Source organism: Terriglobia bacterium (assembly GCA_020072815.1).
GTDB lineage: Bacteria > Acidobacteriota > Terriglobia > Terriglobales > Acidobacteriaceae > Angelobacter.
In genome coordinates this window covers 15,340-36,610 of record JAIQGE010000017.1, presented here as the reverse complement: position 1 = coordinate 36,610, position 21,271 = coordinate 15,340, and the positions used below count along the sequence as shown (strand labels likewise).

14 protein-coding genes are annotated in these 21,271 nt (G+C 58.2%); 6 read left to right on the top strand and 8 right to left on the bottom strand.

Going from position 1 to position 21,271, the window contains the following annotated elements:
* From LAO20_18775 to LAO20_18765, 3 genes are all read right to left on the bottom strand, one after another.
* Nucleotides 1-1,641 carry an NAD(P)/FAD-dependent oxidoreductase gene (locus tag LAO20_18775; protein ID MBZ5533478.1) on the bottom strand — a complete coding sequence of 547 codons (1,641 nt, stop codon included), beginning with the start codon at nt 1,639-1,641 and terminating at the stop codon, nt 1-3.
* A 139-nt stretch (nt 1,642-1,780) separates the two neighbouring features.
* Nucleotides 1,781-2,017: a hypothetical protein gene (locus tag LAO20_18770; protein MBZ5533477.1), complete on the bottom strand. Its 237-nt coding sequence runs from the start codon at nt 2,015-2,017 to the stop codon at nt 1,781-1,783.
* A 32-nt stretch (nt 2,018-2,049) separates the two neighbouring features.
* Nucleotides 2,050-3,210 carry an alpha/beta fold hydrolase gene (locus LAO20_18765; GenBank protein MBZ5533476.1) on the bottom strand — a complete coding sequence of 387 codons (1,161 nt, stop codon included), beginning with the start codon at nt 3,208-3,210 and terminating at the stop codon, nt 2,050-2,052.
* 218 nt (nt 3,211-3,428) lie between these two features.
* Between LAO20_18765 and LAO20_18760 the strand changes: the two genes are divergently transcribed.
* From LAO20_18760 to LAO20_18735, 6 genes are all read left to right on the top strand, one after another.
* Nucleotides 3,429-4,379 (top strand): glycosyltransferase family 2 protein, encoded by a 951-nt coding sequence (locus LAO20_18760; protein MBZ5533475.1) that lies wholly within the window; start codon nt 3,429-3,431, stop codon nt 4,377-4,379.
* Between the two features lie 16 nt (nt 4,380-4,395).
* The gene (locus tag LAO20_18755; protein MBZ5533474.1) at nt 4,396-5,565 is read left to right on the top strand and encodes a glycosyltransferase; all 1,170 of its coding nucleotides are present in this window, start codon (nt 4,396-4,398) and stop codon (nt 5,563-5,565) included.
* Between the two features lie 216 nt (nt 5,566-5,781).
* Nucleotides 5,782-6,870 (top strand): NAD-dependent epimerase/dehydratase family protein, encoded by a 1,089-nt coding sequence (locus tag LAO20_18750; protein MBZ5533473.1) that lies wholly within the window; start codon nt 5,782-5,784, stop codon nt 6,868-6,870.
* Nucleotides 6,867-7,667: a WecB/TagA/CpsF family glycosyltransferase gene (locus LAO20_18745; GenBank protein MBZ5533472.1), complete on the top strand. Its 801-nt coding sequence runs from the start codon at nt 6,867-6,869 to the stop codon at nt 7,665-7,667. Before LAO20_18750 ends, LAO20_18745 begins: the two co-directional genes overlap by 4 nt.
* A gap of 456 nt (nt 7,668-8,123) precedes the next feature.
* Nucleotides 8,124-8,780 (top strand): Crp/Fnr family transcriptional regulator, encoded by a 657-nt coding sequence (locus LAO20_18740; protein MBZ5533471.1) that lies wholly within the window; start codon nt 8,124-8,126, stop codon nt 8,778-8,780.
* Between the two features lie 190 nt (nt 8,781-8,970).
* Complete coding sequence (locus LAO20_18735; protein ID MBZ5533470.1) at nt 8,971-9,735, top strand: hypothetical protein; 765 nt, start codon at nt 8,971-8,973, stop codon at nt 9,733-9,735.
* 642 nt (nt 9,736-10,377) lie between these two features.
* Here LAO20_18735 and LAO20_18730 read toward each other — a convergent pair.
* The 5 genes from LAO20_18730 to LAO20_18710 all read right to left on the bottom strand — a co-directional run bounded on the left by LAO20_18730 (nt 10,378) and on the right by LAO20_18710 (nt 20,786).
* The gene (locus LAO20_18730) at nt 10,378-12,003 is read right to left on the bottom strand and encodes a thiol oxidoreductase (protein MBZ5533469.1); all 1,626 of its coding nucleotides are present in this window, start codon (nt 12,001-12,003) and stop codon (nt 10,378-10,380) included.
* Nucleotides 12,004-12,082: 79 nt separating this feature from the next.
* On the bottom strand, nt 12,083-12,424 hold the full coding sequence (locus tag LAO20_18725; GenBank protein ID MBZ5533468.1) for a hypothetical protein: 342 nt from the start codon (nt 12,422-12,424) through the stop codon (nt 12,083-12,085).
* Between the two features lie 86 nt (nt 12,425-12,510).
* Complete coding sequence (locus tag LAO20_18720) at nt 12,511-16,125, bottom strand: beta-propeller fold lactonase family protein (GenBank protein MBZ5533467.1); 3,615 nt, start codon at nt 16,123-16,125, stop codon at nt 12,511-12,513.
* 69 nt (nt 16,126-16,194) lie between these two features.
* Nucleotides 16,195-17,004, bottom strand: coding sequence for a hypothetical protein (locus LAO20_18715; protein ID MBZ5533466.1), 810 nt, complete (start codon nt 17,002-17,004; stop codon nt 16,195-16,197).
* A 5-nt stretch (nt 17,005-17,009) separates the two neighbouring features.
* On the bottom strand, nt 17,010-20,786 hold the full coding sequence (locus LAO20_18710) for a hypothetical protein (GenBank protein ID MBZ5533465.1): 3,777 nt from the start codon (nt 20,784-20,786) through the stop codon (nt 17,010-17,012).
* Nucleotides 20,787-21,271: the final 485 nt, after the last annotated feature.

The following is a 21,271-nucleotide window of genomic DNA, read 5'->3' as shown; positions in this document are numbered from 1 at the left end:
CTAGCTGGCACCTTTCACGGCGTTTATCTTCACGTCTTTGCCGCCAACGTCTTTTAGGATCTCCAGCGCGGCCAGCCGTCCGGGAGCGCCCATGATGCCGCCGCCGGGATGCGTGGCGGATCCGCACATATAAAGGTTCTTGATGGGTGTGCGGAACTGCGCGTAGCCTGGCACGGGACGCAGGAAGAAAAGCTGCTCCAGCGAGAGCTCGCCCTGGAAGATGTTGCCTTCGCTCAGGCCGAAGTCGCGCTCCAGGTCCAGCGGCGTTAGCACCTGTGTGTTCAGGATGATGTTCTTGATATTCGGTGCGTACTCGGCGATGGTATCAATCACGTTGTTGCCAAAGGCTTCGCGCTGCTCGTCCCAGTCGAGGCCCGGGCGCAGCTTGTACGGCGCGTACTGCACAAAACAGGACATCACGTGCTTGCCCGGCGGCGCCACCGACGGGTCCGTGAGCGACGGGATCACCATATCTATGTAAGGACGCCGCGAAAAGTTGCCGTACTTGGCGTCGTCGTACGCGCGTTCCATGTATTCCACGCTGGGCGAAACGGAAATCGCGCCGCGCAGATGCGCGCCCGGGCCGGGAAGACACTTGAAGTCCGGCAGCGCGTCCAGCGCGATGTTCACTTTCCCCGACGACCCGCGAAATTTGTAACGCCGGATGTCTTCTAGAAATTCGCCCGGAAGCAGGCTCTCTTCAATGAATTTGATGAACGTAAGCCGCGGATCAACGCTGGAGGAGATCACGTCGCCGTAAATTTCGTCGCCGTTCTGCAGCGCTACACCCTGCGCGCGATTGTTCTTCACGATGATCTTGGCGATGGGCGCCTGTGTGCGAATCTCCACCCCTGCTTCGCGTGCCGCGTCGGCAATGGCGTTGGAGATTGCCCCGGTGCCTCCGCGGGCGAAGCCCCACGAACGGAAAGCCCCGTCAATCTCGCCCATGTAGTGATGCAGCAGAACGTACGCCGTGCCGGGCGAGCGCACGCCGAGAAACGTCCCGATGATGCCCGACGCGGACATCGTCGCCTTGAGCACATCGGTCTCAAACCATTGGTCCAGGAAATCAATGGCGCTCATGGTCATGAGCTGCACCTGGTTGTACTTGTCTTCGCTGGTCAGGCCCTGAAACCGTTTGCCGATGAACAGCATCTTCATCAGCTCGCGCGGATTGAGCGTGGCCGGATCAGGCGGCACCATGCTCAGGATCGGCTTCACAAAGCGGCACATGGCCTGCATGGCTTTGCCGAATTCGTCGTACGCTTCCGCGTCAACCTTGGAGTGGCGTGCGATCTCGCGATGCGTTTTGCCGTGGTCGTTCACGCGCCACAAGTAGTCGGCATTGGGCATCGGCGTAAACGTGCCGTCCAGCGGCAGGATCTCCAGTCCGTGGCGGGGAAGGTCCAGGTCGCGGATGATCTCCGGCCGCAACAGAGAAACCACGTAAGAGCACACGGAGAACTTGAAGCCGGGAAAAATTTCCTCCGTCACCGCGGCCCCGCCCAGCACATGACGGCGCTCCAGCACCAGCACTTTCTTTCCCGCGCGTGCGAGATAAGCGGCGTTGACCAGGCCGTTGTGGCCGCCGCCGATCACAATTACGTCGTATTTTTTCGAACCGTTTTCGGCAGATGGCATATTTAAAGGGAGACGCGTTGGTCAACGAATCTGGAATCGAACCCAGGGAAGCGACCGTTCATTCTAAAGGAGGGGCGGAGGGTTTGTCGCGGCGAGGGGCCCAACGTCTTACAACTTTCAACAGCCGGTAACAAGGCTCCTACCATGAATCTGTTTCAAGAGATTTCAACTGGGCGGAATGCAGCGCAGGGTCGAGCTTGGCTGGTTCGGCGGAATAGATTTCATTCAGACGTTTCGTAATTGTGTTGGTCTGGCGGCGTTCCAAGAACTCTGCGATGGCTGTGCCTCCCAATTGGCTGCGCCACATCTTCAGCTTGCGGGCAGCAGCCTCCGCTAGGCGGCAAAGGTTGTCAAGTAACGAGATCGTCGTCTTCACAAGGAGAGCATGACACGGGTTATACCCATCTGCTATCGCCCGCCCGCCAGAAATTTCCCGATCGTCTCATTCAGAAACTTTCCATCCGCGGGGTTGGGAGCGGCGCCAGCGGTGTGTCCCCACAGCGAGGGAATCGGCGCCAGCGTAACAGTGGACATGAATCCCGCTTCGTAGCGGGCATCGCCCACGGGAAAGTACAGATCGGTTTCTGACGGCATATAAAGGAAGGGAACTTTGATGGACCGTAACGCCTTCTCCGCGTCGCCATTAAAGCCCGGCGTGGAGCCCACGTCGTGCTTCTCCCACGTGCGCGCCTGCAGGATCAGGTTGTTGGCGTCGGCGCCGGGGATGAAATTGGTGCGGAACTCATTCAGCGTCTGCTCAAACGTGGTGCCCGGCGGTGACACCTCGCGCCACAGTTCCTTGCGCCACCATTCCTGCGAGAACAGCCACGCCGTCCACACCACGCCAAAGGCCTCCAGGCCTTTCTTCGGCTGGGCCGTGTAGTCGCCGTTCTGGAAGGCCGCGTCCGTCGTGATTGCGGCGATCTGCCCTTCCAGCCGCACCACGCCGTGATAGTAAGTCTTCGCGGTGCCGCAGGTGGCCACAATGCGGTCAGCGAACGCCGGATAACTCACCGCCCACTGGAACGCCTGCTGCGCGCCCATGGAAAACCCGACGATCGCCCGCACGTGCGTGATCTTCAATTCTTCGGTCAGCAGCCGGTGGACAGCCTCCACGTTGTCGCGAATCGTCGTCACCGGAAAGCGCGGGCCGTGAAACGGCTCCGGCGTGTTGCTGGGCGACGACGAGTGTCCATTGCCGAACAACTCCGTCGCCACCAGAAAGAGTTTGGAAGTGTCTAGAGCCTTGTCCGGTCCGATCAGCCACTCGTAACCGTGAAAGTCCGCCATGTAGTGCGACGGCAGCAGCACCACGTTGTCCTTCGCCGCGTTCAGACGGCCGTACGTTCCGTAGACCACGCGCGCCTGGGGCAGCGTGACTCCGCTTTCAGTCTTGAAATTGGCGATCACAAACTCATGGCGCTCACCGCTCTCCGCCTGGGTCTTGGCTTTGCCGGCGGCAGCGTCCTGGCCCTTGGCCGATTCTGGCTTCGCAGCCGCGTCCTGCGCGATCAGTGTCTGCGAACCGAATCCTGATAAAGCGACGCAGAGAAGTATGTGCTTGATCATGGCTGAAGGCTTCCTTTTTGTCGGCGATGCTGGCGTCTGGTGCACCATCTTTGTAAATCATCTTGGCGGAAACTGCTACAACGCTCGAGCGCGCGACTTGCCCGCCGCCCGTCGCCCTACGCCAAATTACCGTCAGGGTTCCATCCGCAAGGCTCTCGCGTTGTGCGGGTGTAATATTGCCCACAGCCATCAGCACAAATGAGGGAGCGCTCACAATCGTGACATTTCCGCCGCCGAACCAGGGAGCCACGCTGGCGCGCGAGCCCAGGGTGAGCATCATTATTCTTAACTGGAACAGTTTTGCGGTGACCCTGGATTGTCTGAAGTCTCTGCGCAAGCTGGACTACCGCAATTACGAAGTGGTGGTGGTGGACAACGGCTCGGCGGATTCGTCCGCTGACCAGCTTGCGGAAGCGGCCCCTGAAATCCTGCTGGTCCGCAACCAAGTCAACCTGGGATTTGCCGCCGGCTGTAACGTGGGCATGCGCAACGCCCTCAGCCGCGGCGCCGACTACGTGCTGCTGCTGAACAATGACACGGTTGTTGCTCCGGATTTTCTCAGCCAGATGATGCGCGTTGCTGAGAGCGACCACCGGATCGGCCTCTTGAACCCCAAAATTTATTTCTTTGATCCTCCTGCCCGCCTGAACTATGCCGGAGGCATCCACAAGCGCTGGAGATTGTTCCCCAAGATCGTCGGGCTTCGCCAGCGTGATGACGGCTCATTTGACCAGCTTCGCGAAGTGACGTTTCTTTCCGGATGCGCGCTGCTGGCCAAGGCGGAAGTGGTGCGCCGCATCGGCGTGTTCGAAGAAGTTTATTTTCACTTTTACGAAGATATTGAGTGGTCCCTGCGGGCGGTGCAGGCCGGATACAAAGGCATGTACGTCCCGCAAGCCGTCATTTGGCACAAGGAGCACTACGTCACCGACAAGGGCCAGCGCAGCGGGTTCATCGAATTCTACCTGGCGCGAAACAACATCATCTTCGCGCGCAAGCACTTGCCCCTCCGCCTGTGGCCCATCAAAATGCCTTTCTTTTGCGCCTGGATGGTCTACCGAACCCTGTTTTTCGCTGCCAGGCTCGACTGGCGTAGAGTCTGGTCCTTATATAAGGGTGCATGGGCGGGCTGTACAGCCAAGCTGCCCAAGGAAAACACCAGCTTATGAGAGAACGCAGGTCTGGATGAAAGTGTTGATGCTTCACAACCGTTACCTGGTCTCCGGCGGGGAAGACCACGCCACCGCCGCCGATGTTGCGTTGCTGCGCGAACACGGCCAGCAGGTGGCGCTGCTGGAGCAGGACAACAGCGCCATCGCCGAGTTAGGCAGGACTAGGACGGCCATCGGCACGCTGTGGTCTTCGCGCTCCCGCGTCCGCGTCGAAAAAGAACTGCACGCGGGCGACTATGACATCCTCCACGTCCAGAATTTTTTCCCCTTGTGGTCTCCATCTGTGTATTACGCCGCTTCGCGCTGCCGGGTCCCGGTAGTGCAGACTTTGCACAACTACCGTCTTTTTTGCATCAACTCATTTTTGTTTCGCGACAACCACGTGTGTGAAGACTGCTTGGGCAGGACGTTTCCGTGGCCGGGAATTGTCCACCGCTGCTACCGTGACAGCCGTGCCGGCAGCGCGGTGGTGGCAGGAATGATTGGCTTGCACAACATGATGGGGACCTGGTCCAGCAAAGTGCATATGTACATTGCCGTCTCCGAATTTGCCCGCGACAAATACATCTCCGCCGGCTTGCCGTCGGAAAAGGTCGCGGTGAAGCCCAACTTTTTGGATCCTGCGCCTTCGCCCGGCGCCGGCGGTGGTGGCTATGCGCTTTACGTTGGGCGATTGAGTCCGGAAAAGGGCATCGCCACCATGCTTGACGGCTGGAAAGCGGCCAGCAAGCCGGTCCCGCTGAAGATCGTTGGCGATGGTCCGCTGAAAGACCTGGTGATCGCGTCATGCCCGGCCAACCCGGCTGTCGAATACCTGGGCAGCAAGTCACCGGCAGAAGTGATGGACTTGATGCGCCGGGCCGAGCTTCTCGTTTTCCCTTCTAGGTGGCAAGAGACCATGGGCCGCACCGTTATGGAGGCCTTTGCCGTGGGGACACCCGTGCTGGCTTCGGCCATCGGCCCCATGCTTTCCATGGTCGTGCCGGGCAAAAACGGTTTTCACTTCACGCCGGGCGATGCCGCCTCTCTCCGCGCGCAAGTGGAGTGGTGTTCGCGCAACCTTGAGCAGCTCCGCGCGCTCAGGGAAGGAGCGCTGGCGTCTTTTGATGAGAAATATACCGGGGCCTTCAGCGCGCGAATACTCCTCAGCATTTATCGCCAGGCTCAGGCCGCGCGTGGTTGATGCCCGGCCCTTGCGTGCTGCGGCGGCAACTCTGTTCATTCGACGAACGCTTTGAGTCACGCGTTGCGGGCCCAACTTCCGCTTGGCAGGAGATGGTTCCGTAGCCGTGTTTCCATGTTATTCTCAGTCAAACTGTTAGCTAACCAGATTGTGTCATCGCATGTGGATGGTCGCCAGAAAGCCTAAGATTTCGGCGTGTTCAGCCCAGGAGGGAGCTTGAGTATCGCGGTCATCACCGGTTCTGCAGGGCTGGTTGGGTCAGAAGCGGTCCGTTATTTTGCCAAACAGGGCCTCGGCATCGTTGGCATAGATAATGACATGCGCAAATATTTCTTTGGCGCGGAAGCTTCCACCGAATGGCTGCAAAAGGAGCTGATGGCATCCGTCCCAGGCTACCGGCATTATGCGGTTGACGTGCGTGATCGCCAGGCCATCCTCAGCTTGTTCCAGAAATTCGGTCGTGACATTTCTTTGGTGGTCCATGCCGCGGCCCAGCCCTCGCATGACTGGGCGGCGCTGGAGCCGATGACTGATTTTGAAGTGAACGCTTGCGGCACGCTGCACCTGCTGGAAGCGACCCGCCAGTTTTGTCCGGACGCCCCGTTTATTTTCACGTCCACCAACAAGGTCTATGGCGACTCGCCCAACCATTTGCCGCTGGTGGAGCAGGAGTCGCGCTGGGAGCTGGACAAAAACCACAAGTTTGCCGCGTTTGGAATCACGGAAGAGATGTCCATTGACCAATCGTTGCACAGCGTGTTCGGCGCCTCCAAAGTGGCCGCCGACGTCATGGTGCAGGAGTATGGCCGATACTATGGAATGAAGACGGTTTGTTTCCGCGCCGGTTGCTTGACCGGCCCCAACCATTCCGGTGCGCAACTCCACGGCTTTCTGGCTTACTTGATGAAGTGCACGGTGGCCGGAACGCCGTATAAGGTCCTTGGATACAATGGCAAGCAAGTGCGGGACAACCTGCACAGCTCTGATCTGATTCGCGCCTTCGCCATGTTTTTTTCCAAGCCCCGGCCCGCGGAAGTCTACAACATCGGCGGCGGCAGGTTCTCCAACTGTTCCATGCTGGAAGCCATTGCCCTGTGCCAGGAGATTTCCGGCTGCAAACTGGCCTGGGAGTATGTGCCCTCGCACCGCACCGGCGACCATATCTGGTGGATCAGCGATATCAGGAAGTTTCAGTCGCACTATCCTGGCTACGCGTTGCAATATGACGTGCCGGCCATTCTCCGCGAGATGCATGACCAGGAACTCGAACGCCGGGGCTTGTTGACGCGATCAGCACAAGCATGAAATCTTCCTCCAAAAACAACCTGATTGGCGTGCTGGTGGACGGCATTGACCGCCAGACGGCCATCGAGATGGTGATGGAGGCCGCCCGGCAGGGCCGCGGTTTTTCAGTATCCGCGTTGGCGGTGCACGGGGTGATGAGCGGAGTACTGGACGTCACTCATCGCTACCGTTTGAACCACCTCGATCTGGTCGTGGCTGACGGACAGCCGGTCCGCTGGGCGCTCAACCTTCTCCACTCCGTTGGTCTTCGCCAGCGCGTTTACGGCCCCGCCCTCACCCTGGACGTGATCCAGCGCGCGGCCGAAGAAGGTATTTCGGTCTACTTGTACGGAAGCACGCAAGAAGTCATCACACTCTTGTGCGCCAGCCTGCGGCAGCGCTTTCCCGGAATCAAGATCGCCGGCGCGGAGCCTTCACAGTTCGTTCGCATCAGCCCGGAAACCGCGGACCAAATCTCCGCTAGGATCAAACAGTCGGGCGCCCAGATTGTTTTTGCCGGCCTGGGCTGTCCCCGCCAGGAAGTTTGGGCTTACGAGTTTCGCGACCGCTTGAACGTGCCGATTCTGGCCGTCGGAGCGGCCTTCCCGCTCATTGCCGGCACGCTGCGCATGGCCCCCAAGTGGATGCAAGACCACGGGTTGGAGTGGTTGTTCCGCCTCTGCCTGGAACCGCGCCGTCTCTGGCGCCGATATCTGCTCTTAGGTCCGGCCTACCTGGCGCTGGTGTTGGGACAGTGGACCGGCTTGAGTTTTCGCCCCGAAGGGAAGCAGCCGGAGCAAGAAGTTCTCCCCGGCTAGCCGCCGATTTATTTTTTGCAACGTCGCTTGCGAGTTTGCGCCGGCAACCTAACAAGCGTGCTTTGTTTGCTTCGATCGCTAAAAAGAAAAAGCTCCCGCAAAAGAGCTTTTTCATGGTTGGTCCGGGTAGTACGCTCAGGAGTTTCAGAACCCGGGGCTCGGTTCGCCCAAACCGTCCTGCCGGGTGCACCGAAACTCCAGAGCGCAGCGCAGCTATTGGCGGGTAATATAAATAAGGCCCTGCCTGCAAGGCTGTCCTCTTTTGCACAGTTTCCGCATCTTTAGCTTTTGCAAGGCAACCGATTTCCGCAAACCTAAATAGCTGTGTACGAAAGCTTGATGGGCCTTCCAGATAGGTAGTATCTTTTTTATGATTTCAGGGGAGAGGGCCTTGAGCGATGCTCTACCCGGCAGGAATGTATTTCTAGGGAAACATGGGAGGGTCAAAACATTAATATCCCGCTGAAAAAGCGAGCCAGTTTCAATCCAGAGACCTTTCTTTCAGAAACCGGCCTGGGACGGAGCATTGTTCGTCTGCAGAAGAAACGGGCGATATTTTCGCAGGGCGATCCTGCGAATGCTGTGTTTTATATCCAGAAAGGCAAGATCAAGCTCCTGGTAGTTTCCAAGAGCGGTAAAGAAGCCACCATCGCCATACTCGGCCCGGGGGATTTTGTGGGCGAAGAGTGCATCGCAGCCTCGCAGCCGCGGCGCGTCGCCAGTGCCGTGGCCATCACCGAGGTTGAAGTGCTCAAGATTGAAAAGGCGGCGATGATACGCGTGCTGCATCGCGAACACACCTTTTCTGACATTTTCGTTTCCTACCTGCTGGCCCGCAACGCTCGCGTGCAGGAAGACCTGGTAGACCAGCTTTTCAATTCCAGCGAAAAACGCTTGGCCCGGATTCTTCTGCTGCTCGCGCAGTTTGGCAAAGAAGGCAAACCGGAGCCGGTGATCCCCAGAATAAGCCAGGAAGTGCTGGCGGAGATGGTGGGCACCACCCGGGCGCGAGTCAATTTCTTCATGAATCGTTTCCGCAAGCTGGGTTTTATTGAATACAACGGGGAAATCCGCGTGCACGGTTCCCTGCTGAATATCGTCCTTCATGATTAGCTGGGAGCCGCGGCTTGTGAATTTCGGGCGAGGCGCCAAAAGTGCGAATAGGGCAGAGGGTTTACGAAACTGTTCAATTGAGCACAGTTTGTTCCGTCTGCGTGTGTCATGATTTAAAAGTAAATGATTGTTCGTTTCACGCCCCGCTTCGTTTGTAGTGGCCCGAAATAAAGCCCAGAGAATTGACACGATGCCCCGTCTCCATCCCGGTGTTTTTCTTCTCATCCTTTCCCTCTATGTTGCGTTGCACCAGCCCGCGATGGGGCAGCAAGCCGATGCCCCAGGCCAACGCTCCAAGCTCACGGCGGAACAAGTGGTCGAAAACCTGGTCCAGATGAACCAGGAGCGCGCCCACGCCCTGCGTGCCTATGAAGCGACGCGGGTCTACCGTCTCGAATACCGGGGATTTCCCGGCGCCAGAGACGCGGAGATGGTGGTGAGCATTAAGTACCGTTCGCCCGCCACCAAGGAATTCACCGTGGTTTCTTCCTCGGGATCCAAGCTGCTGATCAACAGGGTGTTCAAGAAGCTCTTGGAAAGCGAACAAGAGGCTTTTGAAAGCCGGAAGCATACCGCCATCAACGCGGAAAATTATGACTTCACCCTGGCGGGTTTTGAAGAGTCGCCCAGCGGTTCGTTCTACGTTCTGGGTGTGAAGCCGAAGACGAAAAACAAGTTTCTCTTTGAGGGGCGCATCTGGGTGGATGCCCAGGCATTTGCCGTGGCGCGGATTGAGGCCCAGCCTTCGAAGAACCCCTCTTTTTGGATCAAAGATACCAAGATCGAAGAAGTCAACATGAAGGTGAACGATTTCTGGCTGCCTGCACACAATCACAGCGTTACCTCAGTACGCCTCGGCGGCCACGCTGATTTCACCATCGAATATAAGGACTACCAGATCACGGACGCCACTCCTTTGGACAAGCTCCGCAGCGTGGCGCAAACCTCAAAGTAGGGCAGGCTGGGGCTTCGCCGTTTGCGTTACTCCGGACCCAGGTTGGACTTTCGTCACTATCCACACACCGTTTTCAGGTCGCGTCACCTCGCGTGGCTGGTTTGCTCCGAAGCCATTGCGCGAGCCAGAGGAAAGCGGCAGACCAAGCGAGACTGGTAGCCGCCAGTACCAGGCTGGCGAATATCCCCCACCGCAGTGGGTCGGCCCGTGCTGCCCTAACGACATATATATCCGGCAACCCTGCCATCAACAGGAAATACGCCGGAACCTGTACCCAGTCGCTACGCTGAAGCCCAGCTATTCCTAGCCAGATAGCGGCAATGCGCAATGCGGCAATGAGACAAGCCAAGCGCCATACGACTGGCCAGCTATAGAGCTGGCCTGGAGTTCGGGCGGAGAGTCGCCACATCCCATAGAGGCAGAGGACGAGTACTAACAAGAAGCCAAGAATCACCATAACAATAAAAGTCGGTGCGCCACCCTTTCGGCCCTCCGATAAGCAGGTCCAGAGGACTGAGAACCAGAAGCGTTCCGGCGATGGTCACGGAATATCGCCTGCCAGCATGTCATAAACACCTTCGACCGCAAAGCATAAAGTCGCAGACGGCGTCACTGGCTGGAACAGACTTCGCGCATCGCAAACTAACGAGAGCTTTTGGTCGCTGCGTTCACCGAGTTTGGCGCCGGGGGCGGCCACTGTCTTGGCCGGAAATTCTCATCTACCACCAAATATGCCGTTCCCGGTGGAAGGACCTGGAGAGACTTGAGAAACTCGATCAGTGAGTCCTGATCGTATGCGTCCAGGCGCTCGAATTGACGCCGGGACTGAAGCGCCTCGCCAGAATGGGCCAGGACCGCGCGCCTCATTGTAGTAAATAAACCATGATGGAAGAACGGCGGTTCGTTGGCAGCGCCCCACAAGCGCTTCGTCAGGAAACGCCGGTTGCCCTGACGAAACCGTTTGGTCCAGGGCGTCTGGTTCTGGTCGAGCGGTTCGCCGGCCTCGCTCGGGTCGGAAATATCGTGCAGCTTGAAATCCGTGAATGCCGGGACCCAGGTTACACCGGGCCGGACCGGGTCCGGCGCAAGACGGGGCAATGGCAGGTCATGGCTGTTCAAGTCAACTTTGATATTTTTTATCGTTCCCAGGCGGAGATTCGTGGGGGGATTGTAAGGATTCGGCTCAGTAAATACCCAGCCGTCATGATCGAGCGGCAATTTTGGGACGTGGCAAGAGGAGCAGCCAACGCGGTCGAAGACCTTCTCGCCATTCAGCACCGCCTGTTCAATTTCCGGATCATTGGGAATCACGCGACCGGGCACCGCCAGGGTGGCCTGAAATAGGGTGACGGCGGTGATGTCCGCGCGCGTCAACTCATTCTTAAAGCCATCCCCGTCCGGGTCGTTGTCTAATCCAAAGCGTTCACTCGACTGCATTCCATGGTGCTGGTTGAATGCTGTGTTGCTGAATTCGCGCAATGAGACGACGTTGCTCGCCTGGTGCCATGGCCGCAGGATCAGATTGGGACGGTCCACGGGTGTGGGAGCGACGATGCTCGCCCGCGGAAGCCCTTCTACCTTGCTCGTGTCCCATGAGCCATCTTTTTTTCGGGTGAGCTCTCCAAAAGACACTCCTTTGGCGATCAATGGTTTCGTTTCACCCAACTTAAGAGAATCGCGAATGGCCTGCAGTTCGGCAGTCATTTGCCGGGCGACCATTTCCAGATATCCTGCTCCGAACATGGAAGTGGTGGCCCGCAGATTGCCGATATTCTGGATGGTGACGGGCTTTCCTTCCTCGTCCACGGTCCCTTTGGCAGGAAGCGAGTCTGACCGGTCAAGCGTAGCGAAATCAAATCGCTGGGCCAGGACGAAAACGCCGGTGGTGAAGTCGCCTCCTCCTCCCGGGATGCCGTACGGCATGTTGTGACAGCCATAGCAGGAATTGGCGTCAGGGCCGGAGATACGGTTCCAGGCGCGTGCGCCAACCAGCGGCTGAGAAGGGTCCGCTAGTCCGGTCCCGTTTCCTTTCGTCCGCGGCCGTCCAGCCCCCTCCTGGTCAGTCCAATTCGCCATGAAGAGGTTTTTGCCGTAATCAAGCAAGTCCTTGAGCGGCAGCGAGAATTCTTCATCGTCCTGCAAGTGGCGGGGAATGGCGACTTCGCGACCGATGCGTGACGGCTTCTGCGTCTGCGCAGCGGCAGAAATGCCTGATGCGACCAAGCCAATCACAACGAATGCAATGCAGGAACCCTTGGCCGATACCATGGAGACTACACCTCTTACTTCAGAATTAGCTTGCCGAATTCAGGTTCTTTCCCGGCTCGGTCAAAACGCCTTCCAGAACCTATTGATACTGTGCGCTCTGGACCTGCCACTTAACCAGAAAATTCCCCGCCGGGCCCTGGGGAGCGCAGCCAAGGACTTTTTGTTCACCGGCCAGGAGAGAAATATCGATCGTGGTGGAAGTCGCGGTTTGCGAATCGTTCCGCGTGACCGTGGCGTGTATGCCACTGTTCGCGTTGTTGTTGGTGATCACAAACGTTGTTCCCCCGCCGGCACAGGCCCCCTGGGGACTGATGGAGATGTCGGCTTTGGCATCAGCAAAGGCTGAGATCGCCCATAGCAGACCAAGCAAGACCACCGCCACCGGGACCAACCACGATTTAGATACGCCGCTTCTTCTCATGGATCAATTCCTCCCTTTTCCCCCGTGCCCAGCCCAGCTCGATCTTTTCCCTTGCAGCCATTTCATGGCGATGCAGGCCTGCCTGCTCATCTTGGAACCCCAATTCCGGCGGGTCCGCTACCTACGGGAACGGTCCCCACAATCGCGTTGGTTGCTGTATCGACAAGGGTGATGGTATTGGAAAACGGATTGGAGACGTATAGGCGCGTGCCATCAGCCGAGACCGCAATGCCTGGGGTTCCGTAAAAAGTCTCCGGCGTGCCACCGGGAATGGAAATCCGTATTCCCGAATCAGTAACGTTATCGGCAGTATCTATGTTGAGCACTGCCACGGTTGAGTTGGTCATGGACACGTAGGCCTTACTTCCGTCCGGCGCGAACGTAACGCCGCTGGGACTGCAACAGAGGGGAACCGATCCCCTTATGGTAACTCCGGTCACTGGATCGATCTTGAGGATCGTCATGGAACCGGACAGATTGGTGTCCAGGGCGAAATGACCATTCGGAGCTATGGCAAGGGTGCGCTGCCCGTTGCCCTGCGTATTCTGCACGCGAACTCCTGTATCCGTCAAAATTCCCTGCGTCGAGAGCGCCAGAATCGAGAACCGGTTGTTGGTGTCATCGCCAAGGATTACGGTCCGGTTGTCCGGCGTAATAGCCACGGCGGTCGCCGGTATGCTCACCGTGCTGAGGATGGCGCCGCTGGCGATGTCAATGACAGAAACATTCGTTGCGGAGCCGCTTCCATCCGCCGTGATGGCGAACCGGCTGTCACTGGTGATAGCCGTGCTTTCCGTTAGCGTTCCAATGGAAATGGGATTTCCCCTGACTACCGGCGGCGTTTTGGTGAGATCAATGATGGTCACAGATCCCGAGCTGAAATTCGAGACCAGCGCGGTCGTTCCATCAGGGGTTTCAGAAGCGCCGATTGGGAAACTGCCACCGGTCGGTAACGTTGCCACGACTGTCGGCGGGGCTGAAGAAGGATCGATGACCGTCGCCGTATTGGAGTTGGTATTGGCAACGACGATAAAGCCTCCACCCAGGGTAATGTTGCCAACGTCCGTGGTTCCGCCCGCAACCGGCGACACGCTGGCAGAGTTGCCGCTTCTGGATGTCCCGTTCACTGTTCCAACAGCTCTCACTGAGATGCTGCCTTGCACGGTCGGAACTCCGCTGATGGAGAACCTTCCATCCACGCCGGTGGTTGATGACTTTCCACCGACCGTTGTGACCGTGGCTCCGGCGACCGGGTTTTGGTTCTTGTCCAGGACACGACCGATGACCGTGGTCCCCGGATCAGGTATCACGTTGACCAAGACGTTTGGCGCCGTGCCTATGTTCCCGCCCAAATCAACTGCGGTGGCGCTAAGCGTGAGAGATGTCACGTTGAGAGGCACCGTAAAGTTGAACTGGTAAGGCGATGAGGTTGCCGTGAATACCACCTGGCCGTTCACCAGGAAGTTGACGGCCGCGACTGCCACATCGTCTGTGGCGCTGACCGTAATCGGCAGCGTGGCCCCTTGAATGACAGTGCTGCCCGCAGCCGGAGAGGTGATGGCCGCCGTGGGAGCAATGCCTTTGTTGTCCACCTGGGCCAGATACTGTCCGATGTAGAGCCGGCTGTCACCCACCGACCCGAACTTGCCGAGATTGTTGTGCTCGGTGACCAGATACACGAAGTTGCCATCGGCGGCAATTCCCATGCCGTTGTCATCACGCTGCGGGAAATTAAGGATGGCGCGCGCGGTAAGGTTATGCGGATCCGATATGTCGGTGATCGGAATGCCGTTCACGAACTTCACGTCCGCTGCCAGAGCGAAGTTGCCGGAAAGGACGATGTCCTGCAGGAATCCGCCGAGGTTCGGGTCGAGAATGTGCGACAGGACAATCGGCGTTGCTGGCGACGTGATATCGACCGACGTGGTGCTGTTCAGGAAGTCCGCAACAAAGGCGAAGTTGCCCTGGAGAGCCACATCCCGCGCATCGCCGGTAGATGTCCTGCCGAGAAGAACGGGCGCGGCAGGGTTCGACATGTCGACGGTATAGATGCCACTCGTCCCGGCGGCGACCACCGCCAGATTGCGTTGCGTGTCTACGTCCAGCCCCTGAATGGTCCCGGTCAGTGGCAGGGTGGATATGCGGGTCGGTGAGGCCGGGTTCGTCACGTCGGCGATCAACAGATTTGATCCGTTGGCCACGTAAGCCTTGGTGCCACGAACCACAATATCCAGAGCGTTTGCACCGGTGCTCAGCGTTCCCAACCTGACGGGGGCGAGCGGATTGCTAACGTCGATGATATGTACGCCCGCGCTGCCCGCGGCAACGTAGGCGAGATTGCTCGACAGCTTGACGTCATTGGCATTGCCCGCCAGCGCCAGCGAACCGGCGATTACGGGATGGCTGCGATCGCTCACATTCACCACTTGCAGGCCGGAAGCGCCGGCAGCCACAAAGGCGAAGTTGCCGTTCACGTCCACACCATTGGCGAAGCCCGGAATACTGATGAATGCCAGCGCCGTGGGCGCAAAAGTCCGCACCACTGCAGTGGCCTGCGCGCTGAAGCCGTTGTTGCTGACGGTGATGATGCAGGAACCGTTAGAGCCCGCGAAAATGTTGCCATCAGGCAAGCCAAAGTTGCAGACCGTGAGATCACTCGAAGAATAGTTCGTACCTTCTGCCGTGGAGGTAAGGTCGAGAGTGGTCTTGCCATCGATGAGATGACCCAAAACGCTCAGTTGCTGGGACGCCTGACCCTGAATTGTGTTGACAGTGAGCACGAAGGTGCTGGGTTTCACTTCCAGCGTCTTCAGCGCGGCGGCCAGTTTGGCGGTGAGCGAACCTCCAAGGGTTCCTGTCTGGACCTCGATTCCATCCGGGATGCCGGTACCGTCCGTAGAGAGCAGCAACGGGCTGGTGTGATAGATCAGCACTTCCTGGCCGTCGGTAAGGCCATCGCCGTCGGTATCAGGATTGTGCGGATCGGTGCCGTTCTGAAACTCCTGCAGGTTCGTCAGCCCGTCGTGGTCCGGGTCCTCAAAGGGCATCGCGGGATCATTCGGGTCGAGTCCGTGCGCAATCGCCCAGTCGTCGGGAATGCCTCCATGAGAGGCCCCGGCAACAAGCACCCGGATCGTGGTAATGCCTTGCCGTCCTTCGTTGACCGCCTGGATGACTACGGTCCCACTGCTGACCGCGGTGACCAGGCCACCGGCGCTGACGGTAGCAATGGCAGGATTGCTCACCGTATATTGCGTGCCGGCTGCGGCGGCAGTGACATCCTTTACGGTTGTATCGGCGTATGTTGCGGTGGTGGTGAGCTGTTCCGTAGCGCCGGCCTGGCTCAGGGTGGTGGTTGGGGCCTGCACGGTAAGAGCGACCGGAATAGGAGTTGTATTTCCAAGCCTGATATTGGCGTTGAAACCGTTGATCTGGTTCGCCGCGATCTGAAACAGGTCCGACTGGCCGAACTGGGTTATTCCATTCTGCACACACGTGGCTCTGGCCCGCACCAGCCCGAATCCTGCGGGAATATTGCTAATGGTCCAACTGCCATCCGCCTGCGCCTGGGCAGTGCGGTTCAGAATGCTGACCGTACAGTTCTCGTTCAGTTGAGCGTTTGCGACGCCCATGGCTGCCAGCAGGAAACCCAGGACCACGACAGCGGCGTTCATCGATTTGGACAAGATGCGTTGTGCCATAGCCACCTTCATCTACCTTTTTTCCAGATTCAGCCAACGGTCTAACGGGCATCGAACCGGGGGAATTCCCTAGAACAATGCGTCAGCTCCCTTATCCCTACTGAGTTTGCGGAGTTCGTCCAGCACTTCCCGGTTTTTGATGAAAGTCTCGGCCGCGCTTTGCGCCTGGGCAGTGTTGAAAAACACCAGAGAGCGCGCAATGAGCGCCGCAGCTTCCGCGGGGGCCCGCTTGCAGGCCGTAATAATCAAAGGCACGGAATCTACATCCTGGAGCTTCGCCAACCCTCTTGCTGCAATGGCCTGAACAAAGTAGTTGCGGGAGGCCATCGCTCTCCGCAGCAACTCCAGTCCTCTTGGGTCGCCGGTTGCAGCCAGGAAGCTGATCTGGGCGGGGACCGTCTGCATCTGGGCCGTGGCGGCTGCCTGCGGGTCAATGTGGTTGGTCTTTGCCCACTCCAAAAATTCCTGGGCGAATTGCTTCTTTACGGTGTTTCCCTGCGTGTCAAACGGAACGGGAAAGGGAACATCGCTTTGAATCACCTCCCGGGCGTGAGTTTCCAGAAAGTCCCAGTAGGTCCGATCTTTATCACCAAGCCTGACCAGGGCGCTGGCTATAGCGTCTTTCAGAAGGTCTTCGTCAGTACGTTCGAATTGCTGATGAAGGAGCGGAATGGCATCCACGGCGCCGGCCCTGGCAATGCGTTGCAGGGCCACCGGATTGACCTGTCCCTGTTTGACCTCGTTGATCGCATCGTCAACGCTCTTCGGGCGGGTCTGTCCAGCCTGGGCCAAAAGAACCGGGGATAGCGCCCCACATAGCAGGGCACATCCTAACCATGTGCCCAGCCACTTGCCGAACGAGATACCAGTGATATGCATATGTCTCATTGGATTTGCGAGGGCAGTCTCTGATAAGTGTCTCCCAGCGGTATAAACGCTGTTGGAGCGCTCTGCGGGTAAGTCGCAATCAGCGATCCATCCTGGTACACGTAGAACGTAGGGAAGATCGAATGATCGGAAGTGTCGGGATTGCCTGAAATGTCAAAGCGAATGACGCTCCAGATCCAGGGTGTGGTCGTGCCGTTGATGGTATGGTTCACGCGCTGACCCAGGGTGCCAAGGCGGCCTTCTGCAAGCTGGTATACAGCCGTGCCGGAAGAGGTCACCCCGTTGGAGCCGCTTGAAGGATGGGTCTGACCCGAAGCATTTCCCACCAAGCCGCAGGGATCCGGCGTGGTGCCAACTTGAGTGTTGCTGTGAATGGCCGAGAAGTTGGAAACAGTGCCGCCGGATGTAGAGTACGTTGCCTGTAAGCGGTTGAACAGGCGGAAATCGCCGGCCGCGAGTTGGGCGTCCGGATTGATCGTCGCCGGAGGCTGCGCGTTCCCCGAATGGATAAGCAGGAACGCGTTAGCGTAGTCGACCTCGGCCTGGCCAAACAGGTCCGTCGGCAATCCAACAACCCAGTCGAGCAACAAGGCCGAACAGATCAGCGGAGTGTTTATATCGATACGCAGAAGGAAACTGGCGCCGCTTGGCAAAGTAATGGCGCTGGAATTGACCCACCCGATCATGACGATGTCGGCGGTCGTCACTTTTACGTCCACCGTGGCCGTGGCGGTGGCCCCGGACTGGCAGGTGAAGGTAACCGTGATCGTCGCGGTCCCGACTCCTGTTCCAAGAATCACGGCTGTTCCGTCCGTGGATGACTGGATGGTGGCAATCGTCGTGTCGCTGCTCGACCAACTGTAGGTACCGGGCAAGGGACTTCCCGAAGCGGTAATCGTGACGGTCTTTCCAACTTCAACTTGTGGCGACTGGGTTGAGGTGATGGAGACCGATACGGGCGCTGCGCCGCCGCTCGAATTGGGGTTGCCTCCGCAGTGCCATCCCGCCTTGAGCACGCCCACTCCGGGATTGGAGACAATCGCTGATCCATCGGCACTGACCGTCCCGGTGCCAATGGCCACGAACATACTTAGATCGTGATCGTAGGAATACATTTCGGTGACGGCGTTCGGCGCCAGGCCGTCAACATTGGGAAGCGTAATCGGCGCCGGAGGGTCAAATTTGGTTCCCACCGGTTGAATGGTCACGATGAACCGCGGCTGCTGGCCAAACCCGGGCTCCATGGGCACTTTGTCGCCGTTCACCGGCGTCACGGTGACGCAGCCCGTGCGCGCGCCGCCGGGGAAGGTAGCCGACCCGGGCAGAACGGTGAAGGAAAAGCCCGGGACCTGCGGCAGGGTTAATGTGCCGCCGTGGGTTTCATCAACGCAAAGCTTATTCACCGTGTCGAGGGCCGGAAGGTAGATGGGCATTCCCACGGTATTGTTGTTTCCGGGGACGGTCACGATGTCGTATTCAAGCGTCGGATAACTCAGGGAGCTAGTGGCAGTTGTCCCATCCGCCATCAGCTTGAAGAAGCCCACGGGCGCCGGCTGAATCAAGAATGTCCCTTTCGCATCCGTGGCTACCGGTGTGCCGATTTGCTGAGGAAGATTGTTAACGTTCCCCTGATTCGTCTGGAACAGCCGCATCGTGGCGCCCACGATCGGGTTGTTGCTGTTATCCAGTACGACGCCGCTGATGGATGTGTTCGCCGGATCGGCCGGTGCCCGGGCCGAAGCAACAAACGATGCGGATATGCCCGCATTGCCCGGGAAAGTTGCTTCCACAACGTTATTGTCGTTCCCCGCCTCGGTACCCAGGTTCAGCACGACGATGGCGCGTCCGTTGCTGTCGGTGGTCACAGTCTGGCTTGAGGCGCCGCCAATGTTCCCGCCGCCCCGTTTGACCGTAAAAACAACGGGAACGCCAGGAACTCGATTGTGCCCGGAATCAACCACCGCGGTCACAAACGGAAATGCCAACGGCGCGCCCAAAACGCCCACCTGGGCGTTGCCGGAATCCACAACAATGGTGGCCGCACTGGCGGCAACGCCGGTCGCCGTGAAATTTACAGAACTCACCGCCAGAGGCGCGGAAGCCTGCACACTGTTGATGCCTGCACCTGAGCGTTCACCGAGCGTCCACAAAACCTGCGCGTGGCCATTCGCATCCGTGCTCACCGCCAGGGCGGGCGAGGGAGCGGTGGAAGCGTCTGGAGAGACGCCGCCATTATTTCCCGTGACCTTGAATACTACAGTTTGGTTCGCCAGCGGATGATTGGCTGAGTCAGTCAAGGTGACTACCAGAGGCGCCGGCAATTTTGTCGCGATCGTGCCTGTCTGATTGTTGCCCGATACCACCGCAAGCGACTGGGTGATGACGGCTGTTCCGATCGCGGGCGCAGGCGGTTGCGAGGGCAGCACGCGAGTAACGCTAACGCTCGTGGTGGTGCCGTTGCCGGCACGGTCCCGCGCGACGGCCTGAATCGTGTTCTTGCCCACCGTGAGCGGCACCGCGACGGCAGCGTAGGTGCGATTGGCTACCTGGGCGGGGATCCCGTTCACAGTTACCTGAACATCCTGGGCATTCACCGTCCCCACAACAATGTCATTTGCCAAACCTGTGACAGTCACGGTCGCGTCGGTGGTAACGGACCCGTCCGCGGGAGCGTCCACGGTAATGTGCGGAGGCGTGGTATCCAGAGTGATTTGGACGGTTGCCGTGCTCGCGATTCCAGCCGCATTTTTTGCCACGGCAGTCAGAACGTTGAGTCCCTCGACCAAAGGAACAGGAATGGAAAAGCTGCCCGAACTCTGCGGAGCATTGATTCCATTGATTGTCAGGGTCGCTGCGGGATCATTGATCGTGCCGTTCACCGTGACCGGCGTCAGGTTAGTGACGCTCAGGTTAGCGGGAGTAGTGATGGCCACCAGCGGGGCCGGGGCGTACGTGAGGTTTAGCGTTGAGGTAGTCGAGTTTCCCGCCACGTCGGTAGCTATGACAGGAATGGAATTGGCTCCCTGGACGAGCGAAAGCTTGCAGACAAAACCCTGGCCAGAAATAACAGCCGGAGTTCCGTTGCAGGTGATACCCGATAGGCCAGACAGCTGGTCGCTGCCCGAACCAGTCACGCTGATGGTAGACGTGCTCAAATTTATGGTTGAACCACTTGCGGGAGACGTGATCTTCAGGCCCGGGGGAGTTTTATCCAGGTTGACTGTAACTGAAACATTCGCCGAGTTGCCGGCAACGTCGGTGGCTGTTCCGCCCACAATCTGGTTTGCACCCTCGTTGCTTACCACTTGCGGCGGCGGACAGTTCGCAATTCCGGAAGTCGCGTCACTGCATGTAAACGTGACCGTGACCGGCGAGTTGTTCCAGCCGGCGGCGTTAGCGGCCGGAGAGACTGCCGCGTGAATGATCGGCGGGTCGTTGTCGGTCCCGACAATCTGGATCGTGAGCAGGCCGCCCGGTGCCCCCCTGACCTGAACTGAAATTGTATTGCTTGCGTGAAGCGTAACCGGCACGTCCACTTCAGTCACGTTTTGATTGAAATTGCTGGGTCCAATGACGTCAACGCCATTCACCGTGATTACGCTGCTGGATACCAATTCTGTTACATCGTCGTGCAGTCCGCCGTTAAACACCTTCAGCGTGTACGGCGCGTTCGGGTTTTGCACGGAAAAGGTATTGGTTACGGTGACCGGAGCGCCTGTGCCACGCGCATAGTCCTGCGGCCCAAATGCCGTAAAACTTCCGGCTCGAGCCAAAGTTGTTCCGGCCGTTAGCAATGCTACAAAGGCCAAGACCACTCGGCAGAATTGAAACGCGTTGTTTCTCGGCATCTGCTTTATCTCCGGTTAGAAAGAAGGCATTCTTCCGTCAATTGAAGGAAATCTATAAGGAACCTTAAAGCGAGAAATAGTTAGCGCATACAAACACACTGATCCGCAGTAGGATGAAGCTATGATTTGTCAATCTGGACTGAAGCTTCCCGGACTCAGATCAGGACCGGACACTTCACATAAGTTTTGTGCGCGCAACAATCACTCTTATACCTATGAGTTGTCAAGTGAATTTATAGCTTGAAACTATAATTTCATCTGTGACAATTCCCAAAATGGGAAATCCACGTCGACAGCACTTTAGCTAGAAGGAAGCCATCATGGCGCCAGTCAATGGTGCAGACAGGAACAGTCTGAGCGGCCTGCAAACGGCCCAGCCAGCGGGGTTTAAGGATGAAGGAGCGATACTT